The organism is Pseudomonas sp. NFACC37-1 (genome assembly GCF_900101575.1).
Taxonomy (GTDB): domain Bacteria; phylum Pseudomonadota; class Gammaproteobacteria; order Pseudomonadales; family Pseudomonadaceae; genus Aquipseudomonas; species Aquipseudomonas fluorescens_AA.
Genome location: NZ_FMUZ01000004.1, coordinates 103,531 through 121,364, shown reverse-complemented (window position 1 = coordinate 121,364; position 17,834 = coordinate 103,531). Strand labels below are relative to the sequence as shown.

The window sequence follows — 17,834 nt, the reverse complement described above, 5'->3', positions numbered from 1 at the left end:
GCCATGGGAGTGCCCGATATGAACCGCTACCTCAGGAACAGCCAGGCGATGAAAGGTTCGATCAGCCTGTTGGTCGCAGCGATGCTGCTGGCCGGCTCGCCGGCGTTCGCCAACGTTGAACCGGTGGTCAAACCGGGCAACGTGGTCAAGGAACTGCAACGGGCCAAGACCTACACCGTCAACAGTGCACCGACCGCACCACTGGAACTGGCCAAGCCAACCCTGCCCGACCTCTCCGGCTACACCGCCGAAGCGGTCGCGGCAAAAATCGTCCGCACCAAGCCCGGCAAGGTCAGCGTGCGTCGGATGATGCAGGAAAACGCCTTGAAGGACTTCATCGGCGGCGACAACAAGATGGCCGAGTGGGTCGTGCGTCAGCACGGTATCCCACAGGCCATCTTCCTCGACGACGGCTACATGAACCTCAAGGACCTGGCCAAGAAGGCGCCCAAGTACATCATCGAAACTTCGCCAGGCATCTACCTGGCGAAGATTCCGATCGTGGTCGGCCAGAAAGGCATCCTGGAAATCGACAAACAGACCCAGGAACTGCGCCTGTCCCAAGAGGGCGGCTCGTTCCTGGTCAACGATGGCCATATGTTCATCCGCGACACCAAGGTCACCGGCTGGCGTGAAAAGGACAACGGCCCCGCCACGTTCCGCTCGCCCAAGGAATTCCGTCCGTTCCTGCTGGCCTGGGGTGGCACCGAGACCTACATCGTCAACACCAAGATGGCGAGTTTCGGCTACGCCAACAGTAAGTCGTACGGGGTGAGTATTTCCCAGTACACGCCGAACATGGCCAAGGTCCTCAAGCGTCCGGAACCGACCGGCTGGATCATCGGTTCCGAGTTCTCGGACATGTGGTACGGCTTCTACTGCTACGAAACCCGCGACTTCGTGGTCAAGGGCAACACCTACAAAGACAACGTCGTCTACGGCATCGACCCCCATGACCGTTCCCATCGGCTGATCATTGCCGACAACACCGTCTACGGGACCAAGAAGAAGCACGGGATCATTATTTCCCGTGAGGTCAACGACAGCTTCATTTTCAACAACCGCAGCTACGACAACAAACTCTCGGGCCTGGTGATCGACCGTAACAGCGTGAACAACCTGATCGCCTACAACGAGATCTACAAGAACCACACCGACGGCATCACGCTCTACGAGAGTGCTGACAACCTGTTGTGGGGCAACAAGGTGATCAGCAACCGCCGCCACGGCATCCGGATTCGTAACAGCGTGAACATCCGCCTCTACGAAAACGTGTCCATGGCCAACGGCCTGACCGGTATCTACGGTCACATCAAGGACCTGTCCGACACCGACCGTGACATCAAGCTCGACCCGTTCGACGCCGAAGTCTCGCTGATCGTGGTCGGCGGCGAACTGGCTGCCAACGGCAGTGGCCCGCTGTCCATCGACTCGCCGTTGAGCGTCGAGCTGTACCGCGTGTCCATGCTCGCGCCGACCAAATCCAGCGGCATCAGCTTCACGGGGATCCTTGGCGAACGCCAGGATGAAATTCTCGACCTGCTGGTACGCCAGCAGAAAGCCGTGCTGATCGACCCTGTCGAACGCCAGACCGAATTGCGGGACTGAGGATGACCTTTATGAACCCACAGATGATCAAACTTTTGGGCCTGTCCGCCCTGACTGCCGGCATTCTCGCCGCTGCAAGCGGCGCGCGCGCCGATGAAATCAAGGCACCGAGCTTCACCGCCGAACCGTGCTGCAACCTGTGCCCGGCGGCCCATGATGCGAAGAACTACACCACGCGCTACCAGCAGAACTTCACCACGCTGGTGCAGGCCCAGGGCGACTGGCTGTTCCGGACCCAGGAAGACCTGCGCACCGAGTTCAACACCACCCCCGCCGGCTACAAGCGCATGCAACAGTTGCACGATGCGTTCAAGGCAAAAGGCGTCGAGCTGGTGATCGTCTACCAGCCGACCCGGGGCCTGGTGAACCGCAACAAGCTCAACCCACAGGAAAAGGCCGCCTTCGACTACGAGAAAGCCCTGACCAACTACAAATCCATGCTCGGCCGCTTCGCCCAGATGGGTTATGTGGTGCCGGACCTGTCGCCGCTGACCAACGAAAACCTGCCCGAGACGCTGCCGGCCCACGATTTCTATTTCCGTGGCGACCAGCACTGGACGCCGTATGGCGCCCAGCGCACCGCCAAGATCGTCGCCGAGAAGGTCAAGCAGATCCCGGCCTTCGCCGACATTCCCAAGCGTGAGTTCGAGACCAAGAAGTCCGGCCGCATGGGCAAGACCGGCACCCTGCACAACATGGCCGGGCAGCTGTGCGGCACCAGCTATGCGATCCAGTACATGGACCAGTTCACCACCGAGCCCAAGGGCGAGGCTGGCGACGGCGACCTGTTCAGCGATTCCGGCAACCCGCAGATCACCCTCGTGGGCACCAGTCACAGCGGCAAGAACTACAACTTTGCCGGTTTCCTGGAAGAAGCCATCGGCGCCGACATCCTCAACGTCGCCTTCCCTGGCGGCGGTCTGGAAGGCGCGATGATCCAGTACCTGGGCAGCGAAGAGTTCCAGAAGAGCCCGCCGAAAATCCTCATCTGGGAATTCTCGCCGCTGTATCGCCTGGACCAGGAAACCATCTACCGCCAGATGATGGCGCTGCTGGACAACAACGGTTGCGAAGGCAAGCCGGCACTCATGAGCAGCAAGACCGCGCTCAAGCCAGGCAAGAACGAATTGATGGTCAATACCAAGAACATGGATCTGCGTAACAGCAGCCACCAGGTCGACATCCGCTTCGCCGATACCTCGGTGAAAACCTTGCAAGCCACCCTCTGGTACATGAATGGGCGCCACGAGGATATCAAGATCGAAAAACCGGATACCTCCGACACCGACGGACGTTTCGCCTTCCAATTGCGCACCGACGAGGACTGGGCTTCGCAGAACCTGCTAGCCGTTGAAGTCCAGGGCCCTGAAGCCGGTAAAGAGCCACTGCAAATCGAAGCGAAAATCTGCAAACGCAACGCATCTCCGCAAGCCGGGCAACAAACGGCTCAAATCGGACAATGAGGTCTCGTCTCATGACCAGTACCACGCGCACCCGAACGTTGAAAACGCTGCTGGCGCCCTCCCTGCTGACCCTGGCGCTGTTCGCCGGGGCCACGCAGGCCGCGGCCCCGCTGCGCCCGCCACAGGGTTACTTCGCACCGATCGAAAAGGTCAAGGCCGGCGACGCTGCCAAAGGTTGCGACGCCACGCCGACGCCCTACACCGGCTCCCTGCAATTTCGCAGCAAGTACGAGGGCTCCGACAAGGCCCGCGCGACGTTGAACGTGCAATCGGAAAAAGCCTTCCGCGACAGCACCGCCGACATCACCAAGATCGAGCGTGGCGTCAGCAAGCAAGTCATGCAGTTCATGCGTGACGGCCGCCCCGAGCAGTTGGAATGCACGCTGAACTGGCTGACCGCCTGGGCCCAGGCCGATGCGCTGATGTCCAAGGACTTCAACCACACCGGCAAGTCCATGCGCAAATGGGCGCTGGGCAGCATGGCTTCGGCCTATGTGCGCCTGAAGTTCTCCGAGTCGCGCCCATTGGCCAACCACCAGGAGCAGGCGCAACTGATCGAAGGCTGGTTCAGCCGGATGGCCGATCAGGTGGTCAGCGACTGGGACAACCTGCCGTTGGACAAGACCAACAACCATTCCTACTGGGCCGCCTGGTCGGTGATGGCCACCTCCGTGGCAACCAACCGTCGCGACCTGTTCGACTGGGCTGTCAAGGAATACAAGGTCGGCGTCAACCAGGTCGATGCCGACGGCTTCCTGCCCAACGAACTCAAGCGCAAGCAACGGGCCCTGTCCTACCACAACTATGCCCTGCCGCCGTTGGCGATGATCGCCAGCTTCGCCCAGGTCAACGGCGTGGACCTGCGCCAGGAAAACAACGGCGCCCTCAAGCGACTGGGTGACCGGGTGCTGGCCGGGGTGAAAGACCCGGACATCTTCGAAGAGAAGAACGGCGACGAGCAGGACATGAAAGACCTGAAGGTCGATTCGAAATTCGCCTGGCTCGAACCGTTCTGCAGCCTCTACACCTGCTCCGAGGATGTGTTGGAGCGCAAGCATGAAATGCAACCGTTCAAGACCTTCCGCCTCGGCGGGGACTTGACCAAGGTGTACGACCCTTCGCGGGAAAAAGGTGAGAAAGGAAGCTGACTCACCGCTGGTCGTTCCCACGCTCTGCGTGGGAATGCAGCCGGGGACGCTCTGCGTCCCAAAAAGCCGAACGCGGAGCGTCCGTAGAGGCATTCCCACGCAGAGCGTGGGAACGATCATGCAATAGCCCCCCGGTTTTCATGGGGGGGTTTGGGGGGGCTCTGGCCCTTGACTGTTGATTCAACATGGAGAGATCGGGATGGTATTTTCATCCAACGTGTTCCTGTTCCTGTTCTTGCCGATCTTTCTCGGCTTGTACTACTTGAGCGGGCAACGCTATCGCAACCTGCTGCTGCTGATCGCCAGCTACGTGTTCTATGCCTGGTGGCGGGTGGACTTCCTCGCCCTGTTCGCCGGCGTGACCCTGTGGAACTACTGGATCGGCCTGAAAGTCGGCGCCGCCGGTGTGCGCACCAAACCGGCCCAGCGCTGGCTGTTGCTCGGCGTGGGCGTGGACTTGGCCATCCTGGGCTATTTCAAGTACGCCAACTTTGGCGTGGACAGCCTCAACGCCATCATCACCGGCTTCGGTCTCAACCCGTTCATCCTGACCCACGTGTTGTTGCCGATCGGGATCTCGTTCTACATCTTCGAGTCCATCAGCTACATCATCGACGTCTATCGCGGTGACACGCCGGCGACCCGCAACCTGATCGACTTCGCAGCGTTCGTGGCGATTTTCCCGCACCTGATCGCCGGCCCCGTGTTGCGTTTCCGCGACCTGGCCGACCAGTTCAACAACCGTACCCACACGCTGGACAAGTTCTCCGAAGGCTGCACGCGCTTCATGCAGGGCTTCATCAAGAAAGTGTTCATCGCCGACACCCTGGCGGTGGTGGCCGACCATTGCTTCGCCTTGCAGAACCCGACCACGGGCGACGCCTGGCTCGGCGCCCTGGCCTACACCGCGCAGCTGTACTTCGACTTCTCCGGCTACAGCGACATGGCCATCGGCCTGGGCCTGATGATGGGTTTCCGTTTCATGGAAAACTTCAAGCAGCCCTACATCAGCCAGTCGATCACCGAGTTCTGGCGCCGCTGGCACATCAGCCTGTCGACCTGGCTGCGTGACTACCTCTACATCACCCTGGGCGGTAACCGCAAAGGCACGCTGATGACCTATCGCAACCTGTTCCTGACCATGCTGCTCGGTGGTCTGTGGCACGGCGCGAACATCACCTACGTGATCTGGGGTGCCTGGCACGGCATGTGGCTGGCCATCGAAAAAGCGGTGGGCATCAACACCACGCCACGCAGCATCAACCCGATCCGCTGGGCGCTGACTTTCCTGCTGGTGGTGATGGGCTGGGTGATCTTCCGGGCCGAGAACCTGCACGTGGCCGGTCGCATGTACGGCGCCATGTTCAGCTTCGGCGACTGGTCGCTGTCGGAACTGACTCGCGCCAACCTCACCGGTCTGCAGATCGCCACGCTGGTGGTGGCCTACGTGACCCTCGCCTTCTTCGGCCTGCGGGACTTCTACACCAACCGTCCGCCGGTCAAGGCCAAGCCTGAGGTCAACACCGAGGCCAACGGTCCTGCCACCGCGCAGCCGGGGATGATCAAGGCCGTGCCGGGTGACAACCCAGCGGCGATCCATGAGCCGGGCTACACCGTCGGCGTCGAGGCCCAGGTGCAACCGGCCTATTGGACCGTGGACTGGTCACGCTACGTGATGCGTGCCTTGGTGCTGCTGCTGTTCATTGCCTCGATTCTCAAACTTTCGGCGCAAAGCTTCTCGCCGTTCCTTTACTTCCAGTTCTGAGGGATCTGAATATGACCCGCTCATTACGCATCTTCTACGTCGTGCTGTTCATGCTGATCCTGACAGCCCTGGGTATTTGGTCGATGCGCAGCTTCTTCGGCTTCAGCACCAACCCCGACGCGACCGTGCTCAACGGGCGCTGGGCCAAGGCCGTGGAAACTCACTACGACGACGAGTTCCCGATCAAGCGCCTGGGCACCAACATCTGGGCCGCACTGGACTACAAGCTGTTCAATGAAGGCCGCAAAGGCGTGGTCCTGGGCCGCGACCAATGGCTGTACAGCGACGAAGAGTTCAACCCGATCGTCAACGAAGAGCTGAACCTGCAAGGCAACTACGCGCTGGTCGAAGGCGTGCGCCAGAAGCTCAAGGAGCAAGGCATCACCCTGGTCATGGCGATCGTGCCGGCCAAGGCACGGCTGTACCCCGAGCACCTGGGCGAAGTGAAGCCATCGAGCATTCACACCAACCTCTACCAGGATTTCCATGCTCGCGTCGCGGCCGACAATATCCTCGCGCCTGACCTGCTCGGCCCGCTGCAACAGGCCAAGCAAAGCGGCCAGCAAGTGTTCCTGCGCACCGACACCCACTGGACCCCGGAAGGCGCCCAGGTCGCTGCCGAGAACCTGGCCAAGGCCATTGCCGAGCGCACGCCACTCAACGGCGAGCCGCAGCGCTTCGTCACCGAGCCTGCAGAAAAAATCACCCACAAGGGCGACCTGCGCCAGTTCCTGCCGCTGGACCCGCTGTTCGAAAACCTGATGCCAGCCCAGGAGCCGCTGGTCAAGCGCAACACCCGCGAAGCCGACGACCAGCCGGCCGGCGACGACGCGCTGTTCGCCGATGCCCAGGTGCCCGTGGCCCTGATCGGCACCAGCTACAGCGCCAACCCTAACTGGAACTTCGTCGGTGCGCTCAAGCAAGCCCTGCACAGCGATGTCGTGAACTACGCCGAAGACGGCCACGGCCCGATTCTGCCAATGCTCAGTTATCTCAAGAGCGATGCCTTCAAGAACAGCCCGCCACAGGTGCTGATCTGGGAGTTCCCTGAACGTTATCTGCCCGTGAACAACGAAATCGGCGACGCCGACCCACAGTGGGTCGCAGAGCTCAAGCAAGCCGGCGCTCGCCAACAGAACGTAGCCGCCAACACCCCATCCGAGACGCCCGACCGGGCGCAAAACTGAAAGAGAGGTCCACCATGACTTTCAACACTACTCCTCGCCGTCTCGCTGCTCGCTCCTTCAAGGCCGTTGCCCTCGTCGCCAGCATGAGCGCCCTCTCACTGTCCGCCTTTGCCGGTGACTCGGCCCTGTACGGCCCGGTCGCGCCAAAAGGCTCGAGCTTCGTACGCATCTACAACGCCAGCAACGCCGAAGTCAGCGCCACTGTCGGCAGCACCAACCTCAACGACGTGGCTCCCCTGGCCAGCAGCGATTTCAGCTTCATGCCCGGTGGCGACTACAGCGCCAAGGTCGGCAGCCAGACCGTCCCGGTAAAACTGGCCCCTGACCACTATTACACCCTGGTCAACAACGCCAGCGGCCAGCCTCAGTTGATCGAAGAACCACCGTTCAAGAACAAGCAGAAGTCCCTGGTCCGCGTGCAGAATCTCAGCGACAAGGCACTGACCCTCAAGACCGCCGACGGCAAGACCGAAGTGGTGCCGAACGTGGCCGCCAAGGGCCGTGGCGAACGTGAGATCAACCCGGTCAAAGTGTCCCTGGCCCTGTTCGAAGGCGACAAGAAAGTTGGCGACCTCAAGCCTGTGGCCCTGGAGCGCGGCGAAGCGGCCGTGCTGTACGTCACCGGTTCGGGTAGCAGCCTGTCGCCAGTGTGGGTGAAACGCCCTGTGTCGACACGATAAGAGCAGCGGCGAGCTTCTAGCTTCAAGCGGCAAGCTTTTACTTGCAGCTTGAAGCTTGAGGCTCGCCACTGCCGCAGGAACAAAAACAAGAGAGTGAAACGACAGAACGCAGTAGCTCTAACAACCATTTCGCTTCAAGGAGTAACAACATGATTCCGGTGATCTTGTCAGGTGGTAGTGGCTCACGTCTTTGGCCGCTTTCGCGCAAGCAATTCCCTAAACAGTTCCTGGCCCTGACCGGTGAACACACCCTGTTCCAGCAGACCCTCGAGCGCCTGGTGTTCGAAGGCATGGACACGCCGATCGTGGTCTGCAACAAAGACCACCGGTTCATCGTCAACGAACAGTTGACCAACCGTAAGCTCGAAGCCCAGCGCATCCTGATGGAACCGTTCGGGCGCAACACCGCACCGGCCGTGGCGCTGACAGCGATGATGCTGGTCAACGAAGGCCGCGACGAGCTGATGCTGGTGCTGCCGGCCGACCACGTGGTGGAAGACCAGAAAGCCCTGCAACGCGCCCTGGCCCTGGCCACCGTGGCTGCCGAGCGTGGCGAGATGGTGCTGTTCGGCGTACCGGCCACCAAACCGGAAACCGGCTATGGCTACATCAAGTCGACCAACGATGCGCTGCTGCCCGAGGGCGTGAGCCGCGTCTCGCACTTCGTTGAAAAACCCGACGTCAAGCGTGCCACCGAGTTCGTCGAGGCCGGTGGTTACTTCTGGAACAGCGGCATGTTCCTGTTCCGCGCCAGCCGCTTCCTCGAAGAGCTGAAAAAGCACGATCCGGACATCTACGACACCTGCCTGCTGACCCTGGAGCGCAGTGAGCAGACCGCCGACACCATTACCTTCGACGAAGCCACCTTCGCCTGCTGCCCGGACAACTCCATCGACTACGCGGTGATGGAAAAGACCCAGCGCGCCTGTGTGGTCCCACTGTCGGCCGGTTGGAGCGATGTCGGCTGCTGGTCGTCGCTGTGGGAAGTCAATGCCAAGGACGCCAACGGCAACGTCACCAAGGGCGACGTGGTCGTCCAGGACAGCCGCAACTGCATGATCCACGGCAACGGCAAGCTGGTGTCGGTGATCGGCCTGGACAACATCGTGGTGGTCGAAACCAAGGACGCCATGATGATCGCCCACAAGGACAAGGTCCAAGGCGTCAAGCAGATGGTCAACACCCTCAACGCACAGGGCCGCACCGAGACCCAGAACCACTGCGAGGTCTATCGTCCGTGGGGTTCCTATGACTCGGTGGACATGGGCGGTCGTTTCCAGGTCAAGCACATCTCGGTCAAGCCGGGCGCGTGCCTGTCGCTGCAGATGCACCACCACCGCGCCGAACACTGGATCGTGGTCAGCGGCACCGCCGAAGTGACCTGCGACGAGAACGTGTTCCTGCTCTGCGAAAACCAGTCGACCTACATCCCGATCGCCTCGGTCCACCGTCTGCGCAACCCGGGCAAGATCCCGCTGGAAATCATCGAAGTGCAGTCCGGCAGCTACCTGGGCGAAGATGACATCGAACGTTTCGAAGACATCTACGGTCGCTCCACCCCGATCGAACGCGGCGTCTCGGTGAAAACCATCGCCCAGTAATGATCGACAACGATCAGTAAAGATCAGCGTTACAAGAAGCCCCCGTCCAGCCCACTGCGTCCCCTATCCGCAGTGGGTTGGGTGGGGGCTTTTTTTGAGTCGGGTGATTGCCTGGCATCATTGCTTCAACATTGCCCGCGCCCTTCGGTAGGATGTGCCTACGGTAACGGAGGCTTCCACCATGCTTATCGGCGTCTTGCTGGTCATCACCTGGCTCATCCTGCTGTTGCGCTACCCGGCCAAGGCCTTGCCGGTCTCCCTGGCGGCCTTCATCGGGCTGGGACTGGTCGCCGCGTGGGTGCTCTGGCAGGAAAACCGCGAGACCCGCCAATTGGAGCGCCTGGAACTGCGCATCCGCTATACCCCCGAACAATGCCCCGCCGACCGGCCGCTGTCGCTGACCCTGAAAAACAACAACGACGTGCCGCTGATCGAGCTGCGCTGGCGGGTCGCGGCCTATGCGCCCGGGGACACCATCAACCTGGCCGACAGCCCCTACAACGCACCGCGCTACCGTGGTCCCGGCGAATTGCAAGCCGGCGCCGACTGGCAAGACTGCCTGCCGCTGCCGCCCCTGCGTCCGGGTTATCGCCCGCAGACCCTGGAGTTTCGCGCCGAGCGATTGCACGGTAGCTTCTCCAACTGATTGCCCTCCCCCAACTTTTTGCACAAGGAACGCGCCATGCCTGTTGCGTTGATTACCGGATGTTCCAGCGGCATTGGCCGCGCCCTCGCCGATGCCTTCAAGGCCGCGGGTTATCAGGTCTGGGCCACGGCGCGCAAGGCTGAAGACGTGGCGACACTCGCCGCGGCCGGGTTCACCGCCGTGCAACTGGACGTCAACGATGGCCAGGCCCTGGAACAACTGGGTGAGCGGATCAACCAGCAATGTGGCGGCCTGGATGTGCTGGTCAACAATGCCGGCTACGGCGCCATGGGCCCGCTGCTGGACGGCGGCGTGCCGGCCATGCAGCGTCAGTTCGAAACCAACGTGTTCGCCATCGTCGGGGTCACCCGGGCGCTGTTCCCGGTGCTGCGTCGAGCCAGGGGGCTGGTGGTGAACATCGGCAGCGTGTCCGGGGTGCTGGTCACGCCGTTCGCTGGCGCCTATTGCGCTTCGAAGGCGGCGGTGCATGCCTTGAGCGATGCCTTGCGCATGGAACTGGCGCCGTTCGGTATCCGCGTGATGGAAGTCCAGCCGGGCGCCATTGCTTCGAGTTTCGCCAAGAATGCCGGCCATGAAGCCGAACAGTTGATCAGCGAACAATCGCCCTGGTGGCCCCTGCGCGATGGCATCCGCGCCCGGGCCAAGGCCTCCCAGGACAACCCGACCCCCGCCCACGAATTCGCCGCTGCGCTGCTCAAGGCGGTTCAACAACCCAAGCCACCCCGCTTGCTGCGTCTGGGCAACGGCAGCCGGGCGCTGCCGTTGATGGCGGGTTTGTTGCCCAAAGGGTTGCTGGAGAAGGGGTTGATGAAGCGGTTCGGGTTGGGAAAAACGCTGTAAGTACCGGAGAAGTAACAGGCATTACTTCTGTGGCGAGGGAGTCGGAGGCGAATACAAAACGCATCTTTAGCGAAGATCCAATGTGGGAGCGGGCTTGCTCGCGAAGACGCCGGCACAGTCGATATCAGTGCAAGCTGAACCGCCGCTTTCGCGAGCAAGCCCGCTCCCACAGAGGATTTATGGTGTGCGAAAAATTTTACTCTCGACCACAAGTAGCCAGTGATCTCAGCGTTTGTCGTTAGGCTCGACCACCACCGTGCAGGTCATCCCCGCCGCCAGCAGCACGCCGTCCGGCACTTCATCCAGATGGATGCGCACCGGCACTCGCTGGGCCAGGCGCACCCAGTTGAACGTGGGGTTCACATCGGCGATCAGTTCGCGGCTTTCGGGGTTGTCGCGGTCGTAGATGCCTCGGGAAATACTTTCCACATGGCCCTTGAGCGTCTCACCGCTCATCAACTGCAACTGCGCCGAATCGCCGACCCGCACCTTGGGCAATTTGGTCTCTTCGAAGAAGCCGTAGACCCAGAACGAATGCATGTCCACCACGGCCATTTTTGCCTCGCCGATGCGCGCATAGTCGCCGCGGTGCACATTGAGGTTGGTGACGTAGCCATCCACCGCCGCGCGAACGTCGGTGCGCGACAGGTTCAGCTCCGCGGCTTCCAATTGGGCCTGGGCCTGCTGGTAGTCGGCCAGGGCCGAGTCGGCGATGTTGCTGGCGTCATCGCGGTTTTCCCGGGAGATCACCAGGCTGTCCAAGTCGGCCCGTCGATGGGCGTTGACCTTGCGCATCTCCCAGGTGGCCTTGCGCGACGCCACCAGGGAACGCGCCTGCTTCACGGCGATGCGGTAATGCTCGGGGTCGATGCGCATCAACAAGTCGCCCTTTTTCACCAACTGGTTGTCGCGCACCGACACCTCGACCACCTCGCCGCTGACATCGGCGGCCACATTGATGATGTCGGCCCGCACCCGGCCATCGCGGGTCCAGGGCGTGTTCATGTAATGGACCCACAGCGTACGGCCGATCCACAACGCCAGGGCCAGTACCAACAGCGTCGCCAGCAGGCTGAAAAACTTTTTCATCGCATCGATCTCAACGATAGACCGTCAGCGCCAGCGCGCCGAACAGACAGGTAAACAGACTCAGGCGCAACAACGCCGGGTGCCAGAAGAAACGGTACAGGTCCAGCCCCGACAGGAAGCGGTCCAAGGCCCAGGCCAGGCCGGCGGCGATGAAGAACATCAGGGTCATGGTGGGCATGTACACGCCATGGAAGGCGATCTCACGGGGCATGTTCAGGTTCCTGGGGAAGCGATGTGGCATGCGCCATGGCATAGCCGGCCAATGGCGATTGCGGGTCCAGCAGCGAAGTGCGGATGAAATGCAGGTAGCTCTTCACCCGGCGCAGGGCCGAGGTGTCGAAATGCGGGGCGAAGGGTTCGTCGGTGGCCTGCACGCGGCCGATGGCATGATCCACCGCCACCAGCGCACGCTCCAGATTGCTCTGGCCCGGCTGACGGAACAGCCGCACCAGCGCCCGCCCCATCACCCGAATCGCCTGGCGCCATGGCTGGCTGTCGGCATACGCCGGGTGCACCGGCAAGATGGCCTGCTCCTTGCGCAACTCAATAATCGCGTGACCGACCTCCAGCACCACGAACATCCAGCGCAGCAAGTCCCGTTGCACTTGGGGTTGACCCGCCGCCAGCCCGTAGGCCTGGTGCAGCAGGTCGCGGGTGCGGCTCTCAAAACTCGAGGCCAGCCCCTTCAGACGACCGCTAATGGCGAACACCACTTGCTCGCGCAGGTCCTGCTCCAATCGGCGCCACAACCAGCGGCTGTTGGGCGGCAGGATGATCGCCCCGGCCGCGGCGCACACCAGCATGCCGAGGATCATCGCGATGTAGTCGTTGATGAAGGCGTAGGGGTTGTAGACCGTCAGGTTATCCGGCACCGAGCCGGTGCAGAAAAAGATCAGCAGCCCCAGCCCGACCCCGGCGTATTGCGGCCTGGAACTGAGGAACGAACCGAACATGATGACGGGGGCGAGCATCACGCAGAGCAACGGAAAACCATCGATCAGCGGGAAAATGAAAAACATCTCGACGAAGCCGACCAGCGCCCCGAACAACGTACCGCAGGCCATCTGGAAAGCCATGCGCTTGGGGTTCGGCGTCGCGGCCGACAAGCCTACGGTGGCGGCGGCGATCATCGTCATGGTCGCGCCGCTCGGCCAGGCCGTGGCGACCCAGTAGCTGCCCAGCACCAACAGAATGAAGGCGGCGCGAACCCCCGATGCCGTGGCGGCCAGCCAGTTGGTCTGGGGCACGAACGGTTCGTCCCAGCGCTCGCGTTCGTGGCGATGTTCGGCCAGGGAGGCGTGGGTCTGGGCGTAGCCGTGCAAGTCGTCGACAAAGCGATAAAGCAGCTCGTAAGCGGTATGAAAGTCCAACTGCTCGCCATCGCTTGGCGCGGTGTCCTGGAACGCTGCCCGCAAGCGCCGTACCTGGGCCGGCAGGTCGGCCTTGTAGTCCGCCAGCGCCGTCGCCAACCGCGCTGCGTCGGCGTCGGTCAAAGCCCGTGCGCTGAAGCCGTCCAGCAGCTCGGCAAGGTTTTGCAAACCAGGCTTGATGGCGTTCACCACATGATCCGCCGCCCCGCTGCGCAAGCGTTCGAGCAGTTGGTGCAAGGCATTGAAACGGGTGGTGACACCCATGAATTCGCTGTTCAAGCGACTGAGCCGGCCATTGCGCCGACGCATGTGGGGGTCTTCGAACACCGTCACGCTGCGCAGGCTCTCCAGGCCGACGGCTTCGGCGATGAAGCGCACGTTACCGGCCTCGAAGGCCTCCCGCTTGCTGCGTCCGCGCAAGCCGTCGGTGACAAACAGGGCGAACACGCCAAAGCGCTGGTACAAAGCGTTGCGCATGGCGGCGCTGGCGGTTTGCGGCAGGATCGCGGCACTGACCAGGGTCGAGCAGAGAATTCCCAGGGAAATCTCCAGCACCCGCCAGACCGCCGCCATGAACGCCCCCTCGGGGTGGGCCAACGCTGGCAAGCCGATCATCGCCGCGGTATAGCCAGCCAGCACGAAACCATAGGCGCGGAAGTTACGATACCGCGCCGCCCCTGCCGAACAGATGCCGACCCAGATCGCCAGGCAGCCAAGGAACAGCTCGGTGTTCTGGGCGAACAGAGCGATCAGCGCCACCATCACCGCCGAACCCGCCAAGGTGCCAAGGAAACGGTAGAAGCTCTTGGCGAACACCTGGCCGCTCTGGGGCTGCATGACGATGAATACGGTGATCATGGCCGTACGTGGTTGCGGCAGTTCCAGGCGCATCGCCAGCCACAAGGTCAGGAACGCGGCAAACAGGACCTTGAAGATATAGACCCAGGTCACCCCGTCGCTGCGGGCCCAGTCGAAGAAACCACGGCGCCATTCGAGGCGATACAGCCAGCGTGCGGGGGCAAGTAAGGACATCATTGGATGCTGCTTACGCATCGTGGCGAGGGCGCTTGCTCCCGCTTGGGTTGTGCCTTGTCGGAGCTGTGTAGGCGCGGTGTAGGAGCTGCCGAAGGCTGCGATCTTTTGATCTTTTGATCTTTCGCTTGAGACTCAAGTGTCTGGGGGAAGATCGCAGCCTCGTTGCACTCGACAGCTCCTACAGAGTCCAGCCCACCGCCCAACGCCGTCACCAGATCGGCATGGGCCGTCAGGCGAGCCGCCTCCACCCGCTGTTGCACCTGTTGCTGCTTGAACAGCAGGCTTTGGGCGTTGAGGACGTTGAGGTAGTCCGTCAGGCCACGTTGGAACGCTACCTTTGCGATGTCGTAGGTACGTTGGGCCGCGGCCACCGATTCGGCGGCGAAGACCTGCTGCTTGTCCATGGATTCGCGACGGATCAACTGATCGGAAATGCTCTTGAGCGCGTTTGCCAGTGTCTGGTTGTAGTGCGCCACGGCGATGTCATACCCGGCGGCGGCCTCGCCCAACTGCGAACGCAGGCGCCCGCCGTCGAAGATCGGCAACGTGATCGCCGGCCCGACGTTGTAGGTGAGTTTCTTGCCGGTCAAAAACTCCAGCGCCCCGCCACCTGTGGCCATGTAGCCGAGGCTCCCCACCAGGTCGACGTTGGGATAGAAGCCGGCCCGGGCCACATCGATGCCCCGGGCCTGGGCCGCCACTTGCCAACGCCCGGCCACCACATCCGGACGCTGGCCAAGCAGTTCGGCGGGCATGGCCGACGGCAGCTTCAAGGGCGCGCCGAGGGCCAGGGTCGGACGTTGCAACTGCGCCCCCGCTCCCGGCCCCTTGCCCGCCAAGGCCGCCAATTGATTGCGGCTCAAGGCGATGGCCTCGTCCAAGGCGTCGAGTTGGCGATGGGTCTCGGGCAGTGGCGCCTGGGCCTGGCTGACTTCGAAATGGGTGCCGATGCCACCGTCCAGGCGCTTCTGCGCCAGGTCGAGAATCTGCTCTTGTTGGCCCAGGGTCGCGGCAACGATATCGCGCTGGGCGTAGTGCAACGAAAACTGGATGTAGGCGCGCACGATATTGTTCTGCAATTCCAGTTGCGCCTGTCGTGCTTCAGCGGCGCTGACGTGGGCCAGGTCAACCGCCCGTTCGCTGGCATTGCGCTCACGGCCCCACAGGTCCAGGGCATAACTCAAGCCCAGGGAAGCATTGTTGTCCCAGGTCGTGGTGTCGGCCAACTCGCCCGGGCCGTAGAACTGATCGGAGGGCCAGTTATGGCGCTTGAGGGTCGACTCGCCATTGATCTGCAACGACTCGGCGGCCTCGGCAATGCCGGCCATGGCCTTGGCCTGGCGTACTCGTGCCGCGGCCATGGCCAGGCTCGGGCTGCCCTGTACGGCCAGGTCGATCCAGCGATCCAGTTGCCGATCGCCATAGGCTTGCCACCACTGGCGGGTGGGCCAGTGGGCGTCGCGGGCGGCCTCGCGGATGGCGGCATCGGTCGCCAGTTGATTGGCCGGCAACACCTGGCCTTGCGGCGCAATACCCCCGGTGCCGATGCAGCCGCTGATGGTTAACGTTAAAACCCAAACACTGAGAGTCTTCAGCTCTCTGCTGATGCAACGCGGCACTTGCGCAAAATTCCTGAGAGAGAGTCGAGAACCTGTAGGAGCACCCTGTGGGAGCGGGCTTGCCCGCGAAGGCGGTTACCCTGGCAACATCACCGCCAACTGACCCACCGCTTTCGCGAGCAAGCCCGCTCCCACAGGTACTGCACCAGACAGCAGGGCCAGACCAGCGCCACAGTGCCGGCAATTCTAGGCATCGCCCTCTCCGGCGATAAGCCGACCTTTCTGCGAATCTTTGTTACCGTTAACGCGATAATCCATTAGTCGGGTCCCGCATCTCTGTAACTTCATGTCACAATTTGCCACCTCCCAAGAGAGCCCTCCATGGACACCTTGCAAAACATGCGCGCGTTCAGCTGTGTGGCCGAAGCCGGCAGTTTCACCGCCGCCGCCGTGCAACTGGATACCACCACAGCCAACGTCTCGCGTGCGGTTTCCAACCTCGAAGCCCATCTGCAAACCCGCCTGCTCAACCGCACCACGCGGCGCATTGCCCTGACCGAGGCGGGTAAACGCTACTTGCTGCGTTGCGAGCAGATCCTGGCTTACGTCGAAGAAGCGGAAGCCGAGGCCAGCGACGCCCATGCGCGACCGGCCGGGCAGTTGAAGGTCCACACCATGACCGGTATCGGCCAGCATTTCGTGATCGACGCCATCGCCCGCTACCGCAAGACGCATCCGGACGTGACCTTCGACCTGACCCTGGCCAACCGGGTGCCGGACATCCTCGACGAGGGCTACGACGTCTCCATCGTGCTCGCCAGCGAACTGCCGGATTCGGGCTTCGTCTCCCAGCGCCTGGGGATCACCTACAGCATTGTCTGCGCCTCGCCCGCCTACGTGAAAGCCAGCGGTTGCCCGCAAAAACCCAGCGACCTGCTCAACCACGCCTGCCTGCGCCTGGTCAGCCCGGTCATCCCGCTGGAAAAATGGGTGTTCGACGGCCCGGAAGGCCAAGAGATGGTCACCATCAACAGCTCACCGTTCCTGGTGAACTCCGCCGATGCGATGAAAACCGCGATCACCAGCGGCATGGGCGTGGGGGTATTGCCGGTGTATGCGGCCATCGAAGGCTTGCGCAACGGCACGCTGGTGCGGGTCATGCCCAACTACCGCTCCCAGGAACTGAACCTCTACGCCATCTACCCGTCGCGCCAATACCTGGATGCGAAGATCAAGACCTGGGTCGAGTACCTGCGCGGCTCGTTGCCGGAAATTCTCGCGGCGCACCAGGCTGAGCTGACGGCTTACGAATTGAGTGGCAGCCTGGCAGGCGCACGGGTCACGAGCTGAAGTCGTCCCCGTGCTTGAAGGAGCAATTCAACGCTTGCCCATGGAACGCCGCGTGCCGGGAGGCGCCGCGCCCGGGGTCTTGGTGTGGCCATTCTTCGCGCCGTTCTTGTACCACGGCTGTTGCCCGGCGCCCTTGGCCGCCGCCAGTTCACCGGGTTTGAAGGGGAATTTGAAAGCCGGGATCGCCGCCTTGATGTCCTCGCTGCTGGAAACATCGCTGTCGGGCAAATCGGCCTGTTCGCCGCCGGGGAGATCGTCCGCGGGCGAAGGTGTCGGGGAAGTCATGTAAGGCTCCGGGTCATGCATGCAAGTCGGGCCCGAAGGGCGAGCCGCGAAAGGCGGCAGTATACCTGCCCGATATCACCGCGCGTTGGCAGTTTCATCCGGCATATGCATTCATCCGACAGCAAGCCGGGACAAAACTGACAAGCCTGTCAGTTAGGCGTCACCTTCCTGACCGGCTCGCAACGCT

General features: G+C 62.2%; 15 protein-coding genes. 10 read left to right on the top strand and 5 right to left on the bottom strand.

The window, feature by feature from the left end:
• Positions 1-18: 18 nt before the first annotated feature.
• From algG to BLP82_RS06770, 9 genes are all read left to right on the top strand, one after another.
• On the top strand, positions 19-1,608 hold the full coding sequence (gene algG, locus BLP82_RS06810; protein WP_092166226.1) for a mannuronan 5-epimerase AlgG: 1,590 nt from the start codon (positions 19-21) through the stop codon (positions 1,606-1,608).
• 11 nt (positions 1,609-1,619) lie between these two features.
• The gene (locus BLP82_RS06805; RefSeq protein WP_092166225.1) at positions 1,620-3,071 is read left to right on the top strand and encodes an alginate O-acetyltransferase; all 1,452 of its coding nucleotides are present in this window, start codon (positions 1,620-1,622) and stop codon (positions 3,069-3,071) included.
• An 11-nt stretch (positions 3,072-3,082) separates the two neighbouring features.
• On the top strand, positions 3,083-4,219 hold the full coding sequence (locus tag BLP82_RS06800; protein ID WP_092166223.1) for a mannuronate-specific alginate lyase: 1,137 nt from the start codon (positions 3,083-3,085) through the stop codon (positions 4,217-4,219).
• A 199-nt stretch (positions 4,220-4,418) separates the two neighbouring features.
• Complete coding sequence (locus BLP82_RS06795) at positions 4,419-5,984, top strand: MBOAT family O-acyltransferase (protein WP_092166221.1); 1,566 nt, start codon at positions 4,419-4,421, stop codon at positions 5,982-5,984.
• A gap of 11 nt (positions 5,985-5,995) precedes the next feature.
• Entirely contained in the window at positions 5,996-7,171 is a 1,176-nt protein-coding gene (locus BLP82_RS06790; RefSeq protein WP_092166220.1) for an alginate O-acetyltransferase, read from the top strand.
• 14 nt (positions 7,172-7,185) lie between these two features.
• Positions 7,186-7,851: an alginate O-acetyltransferase AlgF gene (locus BLP82_RS06785; protein WP_042729903.1), complete on the top strand. Its 666-nt coding sequence runs from the start codon at positions 7,186-7,188 to the stop codon at positions 7,849-7,851.
• 149 nt (positions 7,852-8,000) lie between these two features.
• A complete protein-coding gene (locus BLP82_RS06780) occupies positions 8,001-9,452 on the top strand; it encodes a mannose-1-phosphate guanylyltransferase/mannose-6-phosphate isomerase (protein ID WP_092166219.1) in 1,452 nt (483 codons plus the stop codon).
• 181 nt (positions 9,453-9,633) lie between these two features.
• Positions 9,634-10,098 carry a multidrug transporter gene (locus tag BLP82_RS06775; RefSeq protein WP_092166218.1) on the top strand — a complete coding sequence of 155 codons (465 nt, stop codon included), beginning with the start codon at positions 9,634-9,636 and terminating at the stop codon, positions 10,096-10,098.
• A 36-nt stretch (positions 10,099-10,134) separates the two neighbouring features.
• Positions 10,135-10,959, top strand: a complete 825-nt coding sequence (locus BLP82_RS06770) for an SDR family oxidoreductase (protein ID WP_092166217.1) — start codon at positions 10,135-10,137, stop codon at positions 10,957-10,959.
• A gap of 225 nt (positions 10,960-11,184) precedes the next feature.
• On the opposite strand, the gene BLP82_RS06765 is transcribed toward BLP82_RS06770, so the two are convergent.
• From BLP82_RS06765 to BLP82_RS06750, 4 genes are read right to left on the bottom strand one after another with little or no spacing between them, the layout of a single operon-like run.
• The gene (locus tag BLP82_RS06765) at positions 11,185-12,048 is read right to left on the bottom strand and encodes an efflux RND transporter periplasmic adaptor subunit (RefSeq protein ID WP_092166216.1); all 864 of its coding nucleotides are present in this window, start codon (positions 12,046-12,048) and stop codon (positions 11,185-11,187) included.
• A 10-nt stretch (positions 12,049-12,058) separates the two neighbouring features.
• Positions 12,059-12,259: a DUF1656 domain-containing protein gene (locus BLP82_RS06760; RefSeq protein WP_003205331.1), complete on the bottom strand. Its 201-nt coding sequence runs from the start codon at positions 12,257-12,259 to the stop codon at positions 12,059-12,061.
• Positions 12,249-14,453, bottom strand: a complete 2,205-nt coding sequence (locus BLP82_RS06755) for an FUSC family protein (RefSeq protein WP_092166215.1) — start codon at positions 14,451-14,453, stop codon at positions 12,249-12,251. Before BLP82_RS06755 ends, BLP82_RS06760 begins: the two co-directional genes overlap by 11 nt.
• Positions 14,450-16,072: an efflux transporter outer membrane subunit gene (locus BLP82_RS06750; RefSeq protein ID WP_256576561.1), complete on the bottom strand. Its 1,623-nt coding sequence runs from the start codon at positions 16,070-16,072 to the stop codon at positions 14,450-14,452. Before BLP82_RS06750 ends, BLP82_RS06755 begins: the two co-directional genes overlap by 4 nt.
• A 321-nt stretch (positions 16,073-16,393) precedes the next feature.
• Between BLP82_RS06750 and BLP82_RS06745 the strand changes: the two genes are divergently transcribed.
• Positions 16,394-17,362, top strand: coding sequence for a LysR family transcriptional regulator (locus BLP82_RS06745; RefSeq protein ID WP_060740766.1), 969 nt, complete (start codon positions 16,394-16,396; stop codon positions 17,360-17,362).
• A gap of 27 nt (positions 17,363-17,389) precedes the next feature.
• Here the strand turns inward: BLP82_RS06745 and BLP82_RS06740 are convergent, their stop codons facing one another.
• Positions 17,390-17,647 (bottom strand): hypothetical protein, encoded by a 258-nt coding sequence (locus BLP82_RS06740; protein ID WP_092166214.1) that lies wholly within the window; start codon positions 17,645-17,647, stop codon positions 17,390-17,392.
• Between the last annotated feature and the right edge of the window lie 187 nt (positions 17,648-17,834).